Below are 13,429 nucleotides of genomic sequence, written 5' to 3' on the forward strand. Positions count from 1 at the left end.
GTGCACTCCTGCAGGATGCCTGCGCTTGCACCGCCCGCCCGCGCGTTCCACGCTAGGGACTTTCCCGTGCTGGAGCGCACCCGATGAAGCTGCCCTTCCCTTCCTCCGCGGCCCTGCTGTGCGGCATGCTGGCCCTGGCCGGCTGCAATTCGCAGGACCAAGAGCAGGCTGCCCAGGCCCCGGCGGCTTCGGCGCAGAACGACGATGCGGCGCGCAAGCTCGACACCTACCGCCAGCTCATCCGCATCCACAACGACGAGATGACCGTGACCATGGGCCACGACATCCTCGACCGCTACCCGGACAGTGCCGCGGCGAAGGAAGTGCAGCAGACCCTGCCCGATATCGAGAAGCGCTGGAAGGAAGAGAGCGAGAAGCGCCGGCTCGACGCACTGTGGCAATACCAGGTCTCGCCCATGCAGGGCGGTACGCAGTCGACCGCCACCATTTATTCGAGCCAGCCCTCCGGCAACGACCGCGTGCGGCTGGTGTTGCGCCGGCACACCGACTGGGGCCAGAACGTGTTCCTCTACGGCGGCGGCCACGGCTTCGTCTGCCGCGGCAACTGCACCATCCACGCCACCTTCGACGGCAAGGAGCACGGCATCAAGGCGTTCGCGCCTTCCACCGGCGAGCCGGCATTGATGATCCGCGACGACGACGATTTCATCGCGCGGATGAAGAAGGCGAAGAAGATCACCATGGACGTGACCCTGGTCGACGGCGAGAAGAAGGAAACCCTGGTCTACGAGGTGGGTGGCTTCGATCCGGCCAAGTGGAAGGCACTGCCCAAGAAGAAGTGACGCAGTGCACCGATCGGGCATCAACGCGTTACCGGTCGGGCGAGTCGACTCAAGGAGAAGCGCCATGTCGTTGAAACGTGCCCTGCTGGCCGGTGTCGCCACGCTGGTGTTCGCCGGCTGCTCCAGTGTCCCCTATGCGCAGCGCATGGCCGACCGGCAGGCGGCCTACGCACAGGCGGCCGGCGCGCCGGTCAACCATTTCAGTTTCTTCGTGCCGATGTGGTCGTGGGAACCGCTGGGCAGCGACCAGGTGGCGGTCTACACCAAGCCGAAGGAAGCCTGGCTGCTGGACGTGCCCGGCTGCACCGAACTGCCGTACGCCAACACGATCGGCGTGACCTCGAGCCTCAACCAGGTCTCGATCAACTTCGACAAGGTCGTGACCGGGCGCAGCCAGCTCGCCTGCACGATCCGGCAGATCCGCCCGGTCGACCTGGACAAGCTCAAGGCGCTGCAGCAGGAGCAGCGGCAGGTGACGGCCGAACCGCGTCAGGGCTGATTCGCACGCGAAATCGGCCGGCAGGTGGTCCGCACTCAGTTGAGGAAGAGTCGTTCGGCCAGCTTCGCCAGCGGCTTCTCCAGCGCACCCTGCAGCCGTGGCGGGAAGTCCAGCGGCTTGAGCAGCATCTTCACCGTCATCTCGGCCGGGATATGCCGGCGCAGCAGGTCCTGCGCCTTGCCGGCGACCCGGCGGAAGGCCTCGCGGTCGCCCTTGTGCTGCGGGTAGCACTGCTCGAACACGTGGCGCAGCGCGATGTCGCTGTCCTCGCTACGGATCTCGTTGACCCGTTTGAGCACCGCGCGGAACACCTTGTACCGCCCCAGCCCCTCGGTCTCGCGGTAGCGGCGGAAGTGCTGGTAGAAATACTTGAAGTGCCGCACCTCGTCGCTCTTGATGTGGCCGGTCAGTTGCTTGAGCACCGGCTCATCGGTGATCTCGTGCAGCGCGCGGTAAAGGCTGGCGGTGCCGGTCTCGACCACGCAGCGCGCGGCCAGCTCCAGCCCGCGGCTGTCCTCCAGCTGCTCGGCGGTGCACACCGCGCCGTATTCGGTCCAGAACGCGGCGAACCCCTTGTCCCAGTCGAACTCCGGCCACACCGTGCGCACGTAGGCGGCCAGCGCGCGGCCGTGCTGCAGTTCCTCGTGCTCCCAGTGCTGGCTGAGCCAGGTCTGCAGTTCCTCGTCGCCGTTGAAGTGGGCAACCAGGTTGTGGGTGTAGAGATCCGAACCGCTCTCGACGAAGGAAGAACTGCACAGCAGGAAGAACAACTCCTCGTTGTGGCGCACGCGCGCACGGTCGATGCACGACAGGTCGAGGGTTTCCAGCGTCCAGGGCAGGGCAGGGACGTAGCTCACGCGGATGTCCTGTGAAGGCGCGGCACAAGGCGCGCGTGTGACGGGCGAATGACAGACAGCATACGGTGTCGTGACGCGCGCGGATTAACCCAGCCCGACCCCGCGAACTGCTACGGCACCACCGTCACCGGCACATGCGCGCGCGCCAGCACGTCGCTGGAGACCGAGCCGAGCAGCCAGCGTGCCAGCGTGCCGCGCTCGGTGTGGCCTATCACGATGTGGTCCACGCCGCGCTGCTCGACCTGCCCGAGCAGCACGTCGCCCGGGCTGCCGTGGGTCACTTCCACGTCGATCATGTCGCGTGCGTCCGGCGCCATCGCCACGAGCTCGTCCAGCAGCTCCTGCGCGCGCTGCGCGCTGGAGTCGGCCATCATCAGCGCACAGGCGTCGGCGCCGCCCTCGGTCACCTGCAGGACCGATACCACCCGAACCCGACCCTGGCCGCAGCGTGCCAGCGCCACCGCGGTCTGGAAGGCGCGTTGCGAAGAAGGCGAACCGTCGTAGCCGACCAGCGAATACCTGAACATGGCGCGTCTCCGTGCGTGTGGTGCCGATTATGCCGCGCCCGTCACTTGTCGCACGGGGCCTCCACCTCGGCGTGTGCGTTGGGCCGGATCGGCACCCCGCGTACCTCCGCCACGTTCTGCGTGAGTTCGGCGCCGAGCAGCAGGATCACCACTGAGTAGTACACCCACACCAGCAGCACCACCACGCTGCCGGCCGGTCCGTAGGCGCCGCCCACGTCGCTGTGCGAGAGGTACAGGCTGATGCCGAACTTGCCGATGGCAAAGAGGATGGCCGTGAACGCACCGCCCAGCAGCGTGTCCCGCCAGTCGATCTGCGCATCGGGCAGGACCTTGTAGATGGAGGCGAACACCAGGCCGAAAAGCAGCAGCGCCACGATCGCCTCCAGCGCGTCCCACATGGCCGTGTCGCTGCGCGCGAACACCGCGATCGCGGTGCTCGCCACCAGCGACACGATCAGCAGGAAGGCCAGCGTCAGCAGCAGCCCGAAGGCATGCATGCGCGTGAGCAGCCAGCTGAAGAGCGCATTGCGTGGCGCCGCGCGCAGGTTCCACACGCGGTTGATCGCCAGTTGCAGTTGGGCGAATACGGTGGAGGCGCCGATCAGGGTGATCGCCAGGCCGATGATGCCGGCCCAATGACCGAGCTGGGGCCGGTCCTCCGCGTTGTTGATCACCAGCTTCACCGCGTCCGACGCGCGCGTCCCGACCAGGTTGTTGATCGAACTCACCAGCTGGTCCTGCCAGGCCGGCTGCAGCGAGGCGACCAGCCACAACAGCAGCACCAGCATCGGGGCGAACGACAGCGCCGAGTAGAACGCCACTGCCGCGGCGTGCGTCATCAGGTCGTCCTTGGCCGCGCCCTTGGCGGTGCGCTTGAGGACTTCCACGGTCGATTGCCACAGCGAATGCATCGGGCCCTCCGGAAACCTGCGTGCGACACCAAGCATGGCGAGGCCCCTGCGCGGCGATCGTGAACGCGCGCTGCCGCTACCGCTGGCGCTTCCTTCACCCGCGCGGGGGCAGACTCGACCGAAGCTTCACAGTGCCCCGGACGGGGAAGGAGACCTGCGATGAACCTGCGCACCACTGCATTGGCGAGTGTGTTCCTGGCCGGCACGATGGCGCTGGCAGCCTGGCCTGCGGCACCGGCCCGCGCCGCCGAACCGATGGTCAAGTGCGAGCTCAGCTACAACCTGCAGGGCTGGTCGATCATCTACAAACACGCCGAAGGGGCAGGCACGGTCACCTGCGACAACGGCCAGAGCGCGCCGGTAAAGATCAGCGTGGTCGGCGGCGGCCTCACTGCCGGCAAGTTCCGCGTCACTGACGGCAAGGGCGAGATCACCAAGGTGCATGGCATTGCCGAAGTGTTCGGCGACTACGTGCAGGCCGGCGCCGAAGCCGGCGTGGTCAAGAGCGCCCACGCGCAGGTACTGACCAAGGGCACCACCTCGCTGGCGCTGACCGGCACCGGCCAGGGCATCGACCTGGGCGTGTCCGTGGGCAAGTTCACCATCTCGCGCCCGTAGGCTGCATCGCGCGTGGGTCGGGTTTCAGCCCGCCGACTCTTCACAGAGCGGTGGATTGAAGCCCACCCTGCGCCGGCCAGCGCGTAGACTTTGGCGGATCTTTCCATGGAGCCCGCCATGCGCCGCCTGTCGTTCACGTCCGTCCGCCACGCGGCTTTGTCCTGATGGCGGTCGATGCCACGCCCGCATCCCGCTTCGGCCTATGGCGGGTAGCCACCTGGATCGTTCTGCTGCTGGCTGCCGTTGGCGGCGTGCTGTACCTGCGCCATGGCGACTGGCCCTACCTGGTCGGCACCTTCGCGGTGATCGTGGTGTGTGCCGGCGGCATCCTGCGCCAGCCCTGGGCTCGCCCGGCACTACGCGTGGTGGCCTTGCTGCTGGCGCTGTGGGTGCTGGCCACCGGCGGCCTGATGCTGGCGCAGTGGGACCAGTTCGACATGGCCCGCACGCATGCCATGACGCAGCCGCAGCCGGAGTTGCTGTTGCTGGTGATCGAGCAGGCGCGCCGCAGCTTTCTGCTGGGCCTGGCCTTCAAGGCGCTGCTCGTGCCGCTGCTGCTGTGGCTGGCCTGGCAACTGGGCCGGCCGCCGGTGCGCGCGCAGTTCGTTGCGCGCCGCCGGGGCTTTCCGGCTACGGATGGGGCGCGGCGGAAGCACCGCTAGGCCGCGAGTACCTGTCGCCTGGTCGGTCGAAGCGAGCCGATTCAGGCGCCGTTGACGCACGCGCGGGTATCGCTGAGGTCTCTTTTCGCGACGAAAACCCCCCGATGCGCCTGCGGCTCCTGTTCGCCAGCCTGATCCTGTCCGCCGCCCTGCCGGTCCTGCACGCGCAGGACCTGGCGGGCACCTGCCACGCCAGCAGCAGCTACGACCTGACGGTAAAGCCGGACAGCCTGCTGTTCGACCGCCCGCAACCGGCGCCCTTTCACGTGCAGGTCGGCGACGGCGCGCTGCGCACCGACGGCCAATCGGTGCGACTGAAGGCCGAAGACCAGGACCGACTGGTGCTGTTCGAGCGCGAACTGCGGGCGCTGGTCCCGCGCGTGCGGGCCGTGGCGGATGCCGGCGTGGACATGGCCGTGCGCGCGGTACACGACGAAGCCGCCGGCATGCAGCTGGCGCCGGCGACGCTGGCCGAACTCGATCGCCGCCTGGCCACGCACGCCGCACAGCTTGAGCAGCGCATCGCACAGAGCAACAGCACCCACGACTGGCAGGGCGACGCCGCCCAGCAACTGGCCGACCGCATCGTCGGCGACCTGGCCCCGCTGGTGGCTGCCGACCTCGGCCAGCAGGCGCTGGCCGCCGCGATGAACGGCGACCTTGCCGAAGCCGCGCGCCTGCGCGACCAGGCAGCGGACCTGGCCACGCAACTGCAGCCACGGCTGCAACGGCGCATGCAGGCGTTGCGGCCACAGGTCCAGGCACTGTGCCCGTCGATCCACCGGCTGGCCGAGTTGCAGCAGGGCGTACGCGGGGCGGATGGCCAGCCGTTGAACCTGGTGCAGGTGGGCCATTAATCGTGCCCGTGTAGGAGCCCGCTTGCGGGCGATGCTTTTCGTGCCAACGAGGGGGAGCATCGCCCGCAAGCGGGCTCCTACGGGTTCGCGGGCAGGCTGGCAGGGGTGAACCCGAATGCCGCCTGACGGACGATGCGCAGCGAGCCCTGCGGACCACACGAGTTAATCCCCGGCTAAGTGCGCAGGGCCGACCATGGTCGTCCCACGTCGAACCCCAGGAGCCGCGCCGGTGGCGCCACGCCCGCAAACGCTGTTCAACGCGCTGATCCGCCAGGGCATCGACCTGCGCGCGATGTACCGCGACGCCTCGGCACAGGCGAACGAGCCGGGCCTGCGCGTGGTGCTGGGCGAAAACGCGAGCGCGCTGGACCAGATGATCGCCGACCTGCAGGGCCAGGTCAGCCACCTCGGCGGCACGCCGGCGCGGCGCGGCCGGCTCGGTGGCTCGGCGCGGCGGCAGTTGATCGAGTGGTTGCTGCCCGACACACCGCGCCGCGACACCGCCTGGATCGCCCGGCTGGCGCACGGCGAAGCGGCCCTGGTGCACGCCTTCGAGGAAGGCCTGCAGCGTGCCACGCCGGAGGCCGCGCTGGTGCTGCGCCGCCAGTTGCCGCGGCTGCAGGGCATCCACCTGGACATGCATAGCCTGGCCCGTGCCCGGCGCTGCTAAGCTCCGCCCACCCGGGCTGGCCCAGGGGGAAAACGGCATGAGCGCAACCGCACAGGATGTACTGGATTTCTGGTTCGCCGACGAGAACGCGGTGCGCTGGTTCGTGCGCGACCCGCAGTTCGACGAGGTGATCCGGACCCGCTTCGGCGCCACCCTGGAGGCGGCCATCGCGGGCGCGCTCGACCCATGGGCGCTTACTCCGCACGGCTGGCTCGCCCTGCTGATTGTGCTCGACCAGTTCAGTCGCAACGTCTACCGCGGCGACGCGCGTGCCTTCGCCCAGGACAACCGGGCGCAGGCGCTGGTGCTGGAAGGGCTGGAGCGGCGCGATGACGAGGCGCTGGCGCCGCTGCAGCGCGTATTTGCCTACCTGCCGCTGGAACACGCCGAGGACCTCGGATTGCAGTGGCGTTCGGTGACGCTGTTCCGCGCGCTCGCCCTACAGGCCTCGCCCAATGCGCGCGGGCAATATGAGAATTTCCTCGACTACGCGCGCAAGCACTGCGAAGTGATCACGCGCTACGGCCGTTTCCCGCATCGCAATGCGGCGCTGGGCCGGCCGAGTACGCCGGACGAGCTGGACTACCTGCAAGAGGGTGGCGGGTTCTAGTTCCCTTGCCGGTGGGCCTATAGTTCAAACGGACCCACGCAAGGAGAAGGATGATGCGCAAGGTACTGCTGCTGGCCGCATGCATGCTGGCGTCGCTTTCGGTGAGCCCGGGTGCGCAGGCCGGCGACACGTTCCGCGTTGGCAGCCGCGTGCTCACGGTGGGCGACAGCGCGGTATTCACGCGGAGCCTGCTCGGCGAGCCGCAATACAAGGAACCGATCGAGGATCACTACGGCGCGTGGCGTGGCGAGCGCTGGCAGTACGACATCGACGGCCGGATGGTCACGGTGACCATCGTCTCCGGCAAGGTCGGCGACATCCAGATCGCGCAACGTTGAAGGATCGACCCGGCGCCTGCCGGGTTCCAACCCAAGGAAGGAACGACATGCGTACCCTGCTCGTCGGCAGCCTGTGGCTGCTCGCATTTGCCGCAACCGCCTCGGACACCTTGCGTGTCGGCAGCCACTTGCTGGTCGCCGGCGACAGCGCCGCGCAGGTGCGTGAACTGCTCGGTCGGCCCACGCGGGTGACGCACCACCGTGCGCGACGCCACGGCCGCGGCGTCGTGGTGCTGACGCCCGCCAGCGAACGCTGGATCTATCGCGACAGCGGACGCGAAATCGCCATCACGCTGGTCGACGGCGAGGTCGCGGAGATCGAACAGCGCCCCTGAAACGCGGCGGCCATGACCGATGGCACGGCATGACGCCTGGCCCATGCCCGAGACGTCGGGCGGCGGGAAGCTGGCGCCATCGTCACCGCGGAGCCAGCCCATGCGCACGCTGATCCTTTCCCTCGCAATCGCCACCGGTCTGGCGCTGGTCGGGCCGGTGCAGGCGGGCGCTCTGCACGTGAACCACGAGCAGTGCAGCTTCGGCACCGACTACGACGTGCTGGTCAAGCCCGCGGGCATCACCTTCGAGCGCCAGGACGGCACGCCCGGCAGCGTGTTCATGCATGACGGCGCTCTGCGCATCGATGGCCGCGACGTGGCCGTGTCGGGTGCCGATGCGAGCCGCCTGCGCGAGTATGAAAGCCAGGTCCGCACCCTGCTGCCCGAGGTCGCCTCGATCGCCCGCGAGGGGGTGGACATCGGTTTCGATGCGCTCACCACGGTGGTCGCCAGCTTTGCCGACGACCCGACCGAACGCAGCCGGTTGATCACGCAACTCAACGACCAGCACAAGCAGGCGCTGACCAAGATCGACGACGGCCTGGGCCAGGGCGAATGGCGCCAGCACAGTGTCGAGGACCTGATGGAAAACCAGGTCGGCGATGCGGTCGAATCGCTGGTCAGCACGGTTACCGCCAAGGCGGTCAAGGCCGCGCTGAGCGGCGACCAGAGCCAGGTCGCCGCGCTGGAAGCGCGTGCCGACGCGCTGGACAAGACCATCGACAAGCAGGTCGACGCCCGCGCGGACGCGCTTTCCGAGCGCGCCGAGGCGCTGTGCCCGCACATGGCACGGCTCGACCAGCTGCAACAGCAGTTCGAATTCCGCCTGAAGGACGGCTCGCGCCTGGCGCTGGTCGACCACCAGCCGGAACACGACAACGAGGCTTCCGCCAAGACGAAGCCCCAGACCCGCTAGCCGTCCCCCCGGCTCGCGGGCCGGCCGCTCTCCCACAACCATCCCATGCGGCCCATGCGCCGCGCCGGTTTCCCCAGGCCGGCGCGGCGCTTTTTTTTGCGTCCGCGCACCTGCGCCTGCGGGGCCGCGTCACGGCACGCCCTGTTAGGCTCCGGGGCTGGTTCGAACGCGGAGTGACGCCATGCCCGACCTGCTTGCCCGGATTCACCTGTCCGAGAACGCCACGTTGCTGGGAATCAACATCCTGATGGCGCTGCTGATCCTGCTGATCGGCATCTGGCTGGCGGCGCGTGTCGCCAACCTGGTCCAGCGCGCGATGCAGCGGGCGAGCATGGACGAGACCCTGATCGGCTTCCTGCGCAACCTCATCTATGGCGTGCTGGTGGCGGTGCTGGTGGTCAGTGCATTGATCACCGCGGGGGTGCCCTCGGCGCCGCTCGTGGCCGCACTGGGCGCCAGTGGCCTGGCGATCGGCCTGGCCCTGCAGGGTTCGCTCAGCAACCTGGCCTGGGGCGTGCTGCTGATCATCTTCCGGCCCTTCCGCGCGGGTGACTTCATCCATGCCGGCGGCCTGGACGGCACCGTCGAGGCGGTCAACCTGATGTACACGCTGCTCTCGCTGCCCGATGGTCGCGAGGCGATCGTGCCCAACGCCAAGGTCGGCGGCGACGCGATCATCAATGCCAACCGCCGGGGCACGCGGCGGTTCGAGCTGAACGTCGGCATCGGCTACAAGGACGACATCGGTCAGGCGATCGGCGAGATCGAAAAGCTGTTTGCTGCCGATCCGCGCATCCTGAAGGAGCCACCGCCGACCGTGGTGACCGGCACGCTGGCCGAAAGCTCGGTCGAGCTCATCATCCGCGCCTGGACACGCAGCGAGGACATGTGGGGTGCGCAGACCGAGCTGCTGCGCAAGATCAAGGAAAGCTTCGCCGAGGCGGGTATCAGCATCCCATTCCCGCAGCGCGAGTTGACCGTGGTGCAGGGTGCCTTGCCAGAGGCAAAGGCCGGCTGAGCTTCCGTAGGGTCGGCTTCAGCCCACCGCCTGCACGCGGCGGACGACGGTGGGCTGAAGCCCACCCTACGCGTTCCACGCCGCGGATGCGTAGCGAGGCCATGTGAGGTGCGCAGACCAAGCTGAGTGGGGCAGCGCGGCAGGTCGCGTGTTTGGCCCACCGCCTCCCGGCACGCAGGGGAGAGGGGGCCTTGCCCTCGGCCCGCCAGTCTCCTCAGGCTTATTGCACCGTCACCGGCCGCCGGTTGTCCCCCGACACGCGGTCGATCAACTCGTTGAACGGGTCGATCCCGGCCTCGGCCGGCGTGCCGTCGACGGTCACGGTGAGGGTGCTGTCGCCCGCCGGCAGCAGGCGCTTTTCCAGGTACAGCGGCTTGCCGTCGCGACCCTTCCCCGGCGAGGCGGCGAACACGCCGATGTCCACCGGCACGTCCGGTTCGGCCGGCGTCTCCTTGCCGGAGCCGTCGACGTGGACCTTGCCCGCATGCACCTTGAGCGTCACTTCGTAGCGGCCGTCCGGCAGTTTTTTCGCCGTTGCTTCGCTGATGCGGTTGTCGAACAGGGTGATCTTCCAGAAGAGGTCGTCCAGCAGGCCCTTCCATTGGGGGCCCAGCGCGGCGGCGAGCGTGTCCATGAAATCGCGCGAGCTGGGGTAGGGCGGGCCGCGGAACTGCCAGCGCTGAAGGAACTGCTTCAGCGCGCGGTCGAACACATCCTCGCCGACATAATCCTGCAACGCATAGAACACCAGCGAGCCCTTGTTGTAGTGGATGTACTGCTGGTTCTCGACCTTCGCCAGCGGCTCTTCGGCAACCTTTTCGGTGGCGCGGCTCATCAGGTACCTGTCCAGCTCGTACTTGAGGAACTTGCGCATCTGGTCGGCGCCGTACCGGTGCTTCATCACCATCAGCGCCGAGTACTGCGCCAGCGACTCGCTGAGCATCGTCGAGCCCTGCATGTGTGCGCCGATCACCTGGTGCGCCCACCACTGGTGCGCCACTTCGTGCGCGGTGACGTAATAGACGTAGTCCACCTTGGACGGGTCGCGCAGGTCGGCGATGAAACCCACGCCTTCGGAGTACGGGATCGTGTTGGCGAACGACTGCGCGAAGTGCGCGTAGTTGGGGAACTCCAGGATGCGCACCTGGCGGTACTGGTAGGGCGTGAAGTGCGCCTGGTAATAGGCCAGCGCGTCCTTGGTCGCCTGGATCATGCGGTCCACGTTCCAGGCGTGCGCGCTGTCGTAGTAGACCTCGATGGCGATGCCCTCGTAGCTGTCCTTCTTCACCGTGTAGCGCGCCGACAACCACGCGAAGAAGTTCAGCATCGGCCGCTCGGCGGTGTAGGTGAAATAGCGCCGGCCGTTGGCGGTCCAGCTTTTCTTGAGGTAGCCCGGCGCGAGCGCGATCTGGTCGGCCGCGGTGGAGACAGTGGTGCTGAAGTCGATCCAGTCCGCGTCATTGCTGACGTAGTTGTTGGCCAGTGCCTTGGCGTCGCCCAGCTTCGGCATGCGCGGCACCTCCGGTGGCAGGCCGTACTTGCGCCGGTCGCCGCGATCGGTCAGTTGCACCTCGCTCTGGTAGCCGAAGCGCGGCAACACCTGGCTGTTGAAGAAGCTGCCGTTGGCGACCAGGAACTTGCCGGACGGCTCGTTGGTGAAGCCGCGCGGCGCGTAGGCGATGCGGAAGTCGAACGCCATCGAGGCGCCGGGGGGGAGCGGCCGCTTCAGGCGGTAGATCGCGTAGCCCAGCCGCTTGTCGTCGCTCACCGTCTCGTGTGGCGCGAAGTGCAGCGACTGGATCGTGAAGTCGGTATCGGTGTTGACGTGCAGCGTGTCGATCGGCTGGCTGCTGCGGTTGACCAGCGTGTAGTGGCCGCGGATCTCCAGTCGCCGCTGGTACGGGTAGATGTCCACGTCCGTCTTCACTGCGGTGATGCGTGGCTGCGGCAGGCCCTCGTACCTGGCGTATTTCTTTTCGTAGTCGGCACGCTGGCGCGTGTCGTCATCGCTGCTCGTGTAATGGTTGAGCACGTTGGTGTTGTAGAAGATCCACGCGCCGGTCGCGACAAAACCGGCCAGTGCCAGCCCCAGCGCAATCGCCGCGGGCCGGCGCAGCCGGGTGCGCGCTTCCTGCAGGCGCTCGCGCCAGGTCGTGCCGGTGCCGCGCACGTTGAACAGCGCGGCGACCACCAGCATCGCCGCGGCCGCGAAACCCCAGTAGAGGTCGAACCACAGCGCCGCGGCCAGGAAATGGCCGAAGCCGTTCATGTCCGAATACGGCACCGACGAGGCGTGGCCGTAAATGGTCAGGTTGTGGTCCCAATGCAGCAGCGGGAAGCCGATCAGCGAGGCCACCAGCCAGACGATGCCCAGCAGGTAACCCATGAACTTGCTGCCGGCCAGCGTCTGGAACAGCAGCATCAGCACCGCCAGCAGCGCGAAGGGCGCCGCGTCCAGTCCCAGCGTCGCCAGGTACAGGCTAGTCTCCAGATGCGTATAGCCGTGGCCGAGCTGCCAGAGCATGCCGACCAGGTCGCCGATCACCAGATACGCCAGCACCACCGCGAGCAACGCCAGCAGCCGCGCGGTGAGCGGCAGCCAATCCGGCAGCGGGAAGGCATCGACCACTTCGGCCGTGTGCCGGTCGCGCTCGCGCCAGACCAGCTCGCCGGCGTAAAAGGTCACGATGATCGCCAGCAGCCAGTGGAAGCTGCCCTGGATGGTTTCCAGCACCGTGTGGGTGACCGGATAGACCGACGTGCCATAGAACTCGCTGCTGAACGCCAGCGCGAACAGCAGGTTGACCAGCCCGAACACCAGCATCACCAGGAACGGCACGCCGCGCAGCACCTGGGCGATGTCGAAGCCCAGCAGTGCGCGCAGCTGGGTGAGGTGCGCAGGCAGGCCGTGGGCCAGCCGCACGCTCGGCAGGCCGGTGCGCGCCGCACCGGCCATGGGACGCAGCAGCGGCGGTTCGGCGCGCAGCTTGCGCCCGGGCAGGCGCAAGCCCTCGCGGTTGGCGCGGAAGAGCACGAACGCGGCGCCGGCCAGCAGCAGCGAGATGCCCAGCCAGAGCAGCCGGTTCCACAGCAGCAATCCTTGCAGCGGCGGCAGGCGGTGATTGAGCTCGTCGGCGGACCAGTAGCGGGTGACGATGCCCAGCGTGCGATGCCCGAAGGGATCGAGCATGGCCGCGATGACGTGGTGGTTCACATCGCGCGTGAGCAGGCCCGACAGCGACAGCAGCACTATGAACGCGATGATGCCGATATAGGTGGCCAGCAGCGAACGGGTCACGGTGGCCAGCAGGAACAGCAGCGTGGCGACGAACAGCATGTCCGGCAACACCATCACGCCCAGTGCCCAGGCGTAGCCGTGCCAGTCGGCGGCGCCCAGCCGCGCCGGATCGATCCACGGCATCGCCCCGCCCAGCGCCACGCCCAGTATCACCACCAGCATGATCGCCACGGTCGCCGCGTAGCCGGCGGCTAGTCGCCCGCCCAGGTACGCGCCACGGCCGACCGGCGTGGCGAACATCAGCTCGGCGGTGTTGTGGTCGAAGTCGCGCAGCGCGGCACCAGCGACGAACACGCCGCCGGCGAGCAGGCCCACGATGGTGAACTGGTTGATCAGCCGCACGATGACCATCGGTGCGTTGCGCAGCACGTTGCCGCTGGCGCCGCCGATCACCACCGCGTCGGTGCTGGCCACCGCGAAGGCGAGCCCGCCGAAGGCCAGCGCCAGGATCCAGAACAGCGGCGCACGCCATTGCTGGCGCCATTCGAAACGGAAGATCTCTCCCAGCAT

Annotated in this window: 15 protein-coding genes; 11 read left to right on the top strand and 4 right to left on the bottom strand. The window is 68.0% G+C overall.

Annotated features, from left to right (window positions below; genetic code table 11):
* Window positions 1-83: 83 nt before the first annotated feature.
* Both ACFWZ3_RS01575 and ACFWZ3_RS01580 read left to right on the top strand, forming a co-directional pair.
* Entirely contained in the window at window positions 84-803 is a 720-nt protein-coding gene (locus ACFWZ3_RS01575) for a hypothetical protein (protein WP_439706028.1), read from the top strand.
* Window positions 804-867: 64 nt separating this feature from the next.
* Complete coding sequence (locus tag ACFWZ3_RS01580) at window positions 868-1,302, top strand: DUF6491 family protein (protein WP_439706029.1); 435 nt, start codon at window positions 868-870, stop codon at window positions 1,300-1,302.
* A gap of 35 nt (window positions 1,303-1,337) precedes the next feature.
* On the opposite strand, the gene ACFWZ3_RS01585 is transcribed toward ACFWZ3_RS01580, so the two are convergent.
* The 3 genes from ACFWZ3_RS01585 to ACFWZ3_RS01595 all read right to left on the bottom strand — a co-directional run bounded on the left by ACFWZ3_RS01585 (window position 1,338) and on the right by ACFWZ3_RS01595 (window position 3,597).
* Complete coding sequence (locus ACFWZ3_RS01585; protein ID WP_439706030.1) at window positions 1,338-2,159, bottom strand: ferritin-like domain-containing protein; 822 nt, start codon at window positions 2,157-2,159, stop codon at window positions 1,338-1,340.
* Between the two features lie 110 nt (window positions 2,160-2,269).
* Window positions 2,270-2,686: a universal stress protein gene (locus ACFWZ3_RS01590; RefSeq protein ID WP_439706031.1), complete on the bottom strand. Its 417-nt coding sequence runs from the start codon at window positions 2,684-2,686 to the stop codon at window positions 2,270-2,272.
* 41 nt (window positions 2,687-2,727) lie between these two features.
* On the bottom strand, window positions 2,728-3,597 hold the full coding sequence (locus ACFWZ3_RS01595) for a YihY/virulence factor BrkB family protein (RefSeq protein ID WP_439706032.1): 870 nt from the start codon (window positions 3,595-3,597) through the stop codon (window positions 2,728-2,730).
* Between the two features lie 159 nt (window positions 3,598-3,756).
* Here ACFWZ3_RS01595 and ACFWZ3_RS01600 point away from each other — a divergent pair, with 159 nt between their 5' ends.
* From ACFWZ3_RS01600 to ACFWZ3_RS01640, 9 genes are all read left to right on the top strand, one after another.
* On the top strand, window positions 3,757-4,215 hold the full coding sequence (locus ACFWZ3_RS01600; RefSeq protein WP_439706033.1) for a hypothetical protein: 459 nt from the start codon (window positions 3,757-3,759) through the stop codon (window positions 4,213-4,215).
* A 164-nt stretch (window positions 4,216-4,379) separates the two neighbouring features.
* Entirely contained in the window at window positions 4,380-4,877 is a 498-nt protein-coding gene (locus ACFWZ3_RS01605; RefSeq protein ID WP_439706034.1) for a hypothetical protein, read from the top strand.
* Between the two features lie 104 nt (window positions 4,878-4,981).
* Window positions 4,982-5,734, top strand: a complete 753-nt coding sequence (locus ACFWZ3_RS01610) for a DUF2884 family protein (protein WP_439706035.1) — start codon at window positions 4,982-4,984, stop codon at window positions 5,732-5,734.
* Between the two features lie 229 nt (window positions 5,735-5,963).
* Window positions 5,964-6,404, top strand: coding sequence for a PA2169 family four-helix-bundle protein (locus ACFWZ3_RS01615; RefSeq protein WP_439706036.1), 441 nt, complete (start codon window positions 5,964-5,966; stop codon window positions 6,402-6,404).
* Between the two features lie 37 nt (window positions 6,405-6,441).
* The gene (locus ACFWZ3_RS01620) at window positions 6,442-7,014 is read left to right on the top strand and encodes a DUF924 family protein (protein ID WP_439706037.1); all 573 of its coding nucleotides are present in this window, start codon (window positions 6,442-6,444) and stop codon (window positions 7,012-7,014) included.
* 53 nt (window positions 7,015-7,067) lie between these two features.
* Entirely contained in the window at window positions 7,068-7,352 is a 285-nt protein-coding gene (locus ACFWZ3_RS01625) for a DUF2845 domain-containing protein (protein ID WP_439706038.1), read from the top strand.
* A gap of 47 nt (window positions 7,353-7,399) precedes the next feature.
* On the top strand, window positions 7,400-7,687 hold the full coding sequence (locus tag ACFWZ3_RS01630) for a DUF2845 domain-containing protein (RefSeq protein WP_439706039.1): 288 nt from the start codon (window positions 7,400-7,402) through the stop codon (window positions 7,685-7,687).
* Between the two features lie 100 nt (window positions 7,688-7,787).
* Complete coding sequence (locus ACFWZ3_RS01635) at window positions 7,788-8,603, top strand: DUF2884 family protein (RefSeq protein ID WP_439706040.1); 816 nt, start codon at window positions 7,788-7,790, stop codon at window positions 8,601-8,603.
* Between the two features lie 181 nt (window positions 8,604-8,784).
* Window positions 8,785-9,621: a mechanosensitive ion channel family protein gene (locus ACFWZ3_RS01640; protein ID WP_439706041.1), complete on the top strand. Its 837-nt coding sequence runs from the start codon at window positions 8,785-8,787 to the stop codon at window positions 9,619-9,621.
* A gap of 220 nt (window positions 9,622-9,841) precedes the next feature.
* Here ACFWZ3_RS01640 and ACFWZ3_RS01645 read toward each other — a convergent pair whose 3' ends face one another.
* Window positions 9,842-13,429: a M1 family aminopeptidase gene (locus ACFWZ3_RS01645; protein ID WP_439706042.1), complete on the bottom strand. Its 3,588-nt coding sequence runs from the start codon at window positions 13,427-13,429 to the stop codon at window positions 9,842-9,844.

It is taken from the genome of Frateuria sp. GZRR35 (genome assembly GCF_051900415.1).
Lineage (GTDB): Bacteria > Pseudomonadota > Gammaproteobacteria > Xanthomonadales > Rhodanobacteraceae > Frateuria_A.

What these genes read in the sequence shown, in the direction of transcription:
- ACFWZ3_RS01575 (WP_439706028.1), top strand. Translation starts at nt 84, where the DNA reads ATGAAGCTGCCCTTCCCTTCCTCCGCGGCCCTGCTGTGCGGCATGCTG.
- ACFWZ3_RS01580 (WP_439706029.1), top strand. Translation starts at nt 868, where the DNA reads ATGTCGTTGAAACGTGCCCTGCTGGCCGGTGTCGCCACGCTGGTGTTC.
- ACFWZ3_RS01590 (WP_439706031.1), bottom strand. Translation starts at nt 2,686, where the DNA reads ATGTTCAGGTATTCGCTGGTCGGCTACGACGGTTCGCCTTCTTCGCAA.
- ACFWZ3_RS01595 (WP_439706032.1), bottom strand. Translation starts at nt 3,597, where the DNA reads ATGCATTCGCTGTGGCAATCGACCGTGGAAGTCCTCAAGCGCACCGCC.
- ACFWZ3_RS01600 (WP_439706033.1), top strand. Translation starts at nt 3,757, where the DNA reads ATGAACCTGCGCACCACTGCATTGGCGAGTGTGTTCCTGGCCGGCACG.
- ACFWZ3_RS01605 (WP_439706034.1), top strand. Translation starts at nt 4,380, where the DNA reads ATGGCGGTCGATGCCACGCCCGCATCCCGCTTCGGCCTATGGCGGGTA.
- ACFWZ3_RS01610 (WP_439706035.1), top strand. Translation starts at nt 4,982, where the DNA reads ATGCGCCTGCGGCTCCTGTTCGCCAGCCTGATCCTGTCCGCCGCCCTG.
- ACFWZ3_RS01620 (WP_439706037.1), top strand. Translation starts at nt 6,442, where the DNA reads ATGAGCGCAACCGCACAGGATGTACTGGATTTCTGGTTCGCCGACGAG.
- ACFWZ3_RS01625 (WP_439706038.1), top strand. Translation starts at nt 7,068, where the DNA reads ATGCGCAAGGTACTGCTGCTGGCCGCATGCATGCTGGCGTCGCTTTCG.
- ACFWZ3_RS01630 (WP_439706039.1), top strand. Translation starts at nt 7,400, where the DNA reads ATGCGTACCCTGCTCGTCGGCAGCCTGTGGCTGCTCGCATTTGCCGCA.
- ACFWZ3_RS01635 (WP_439706040.1), top strand. Translation starts at nt 7,788, where the DNA reads ATGCGCACGCTGATCCTTTCCCTCGCAATCGCCACCGGTCTGGCGCTG.
- ACFWZ3_RS01640 (WP_439706041.1), top strand. Translation starts at nt 8,785, where the DNA reads ATGCCCGACCTGCTTGCCCGGATTCACCTGTCCGAGAACGCCACGTTG.
- ACFWZ3_RS01645 (WP_439706042.1), bottom strand. Translation starts at nt 13,429, where the DNA reads ATGCTGGGAGAGATCTTCCGTTTCGAATGGCGCCAGCAATGGCGTGCG.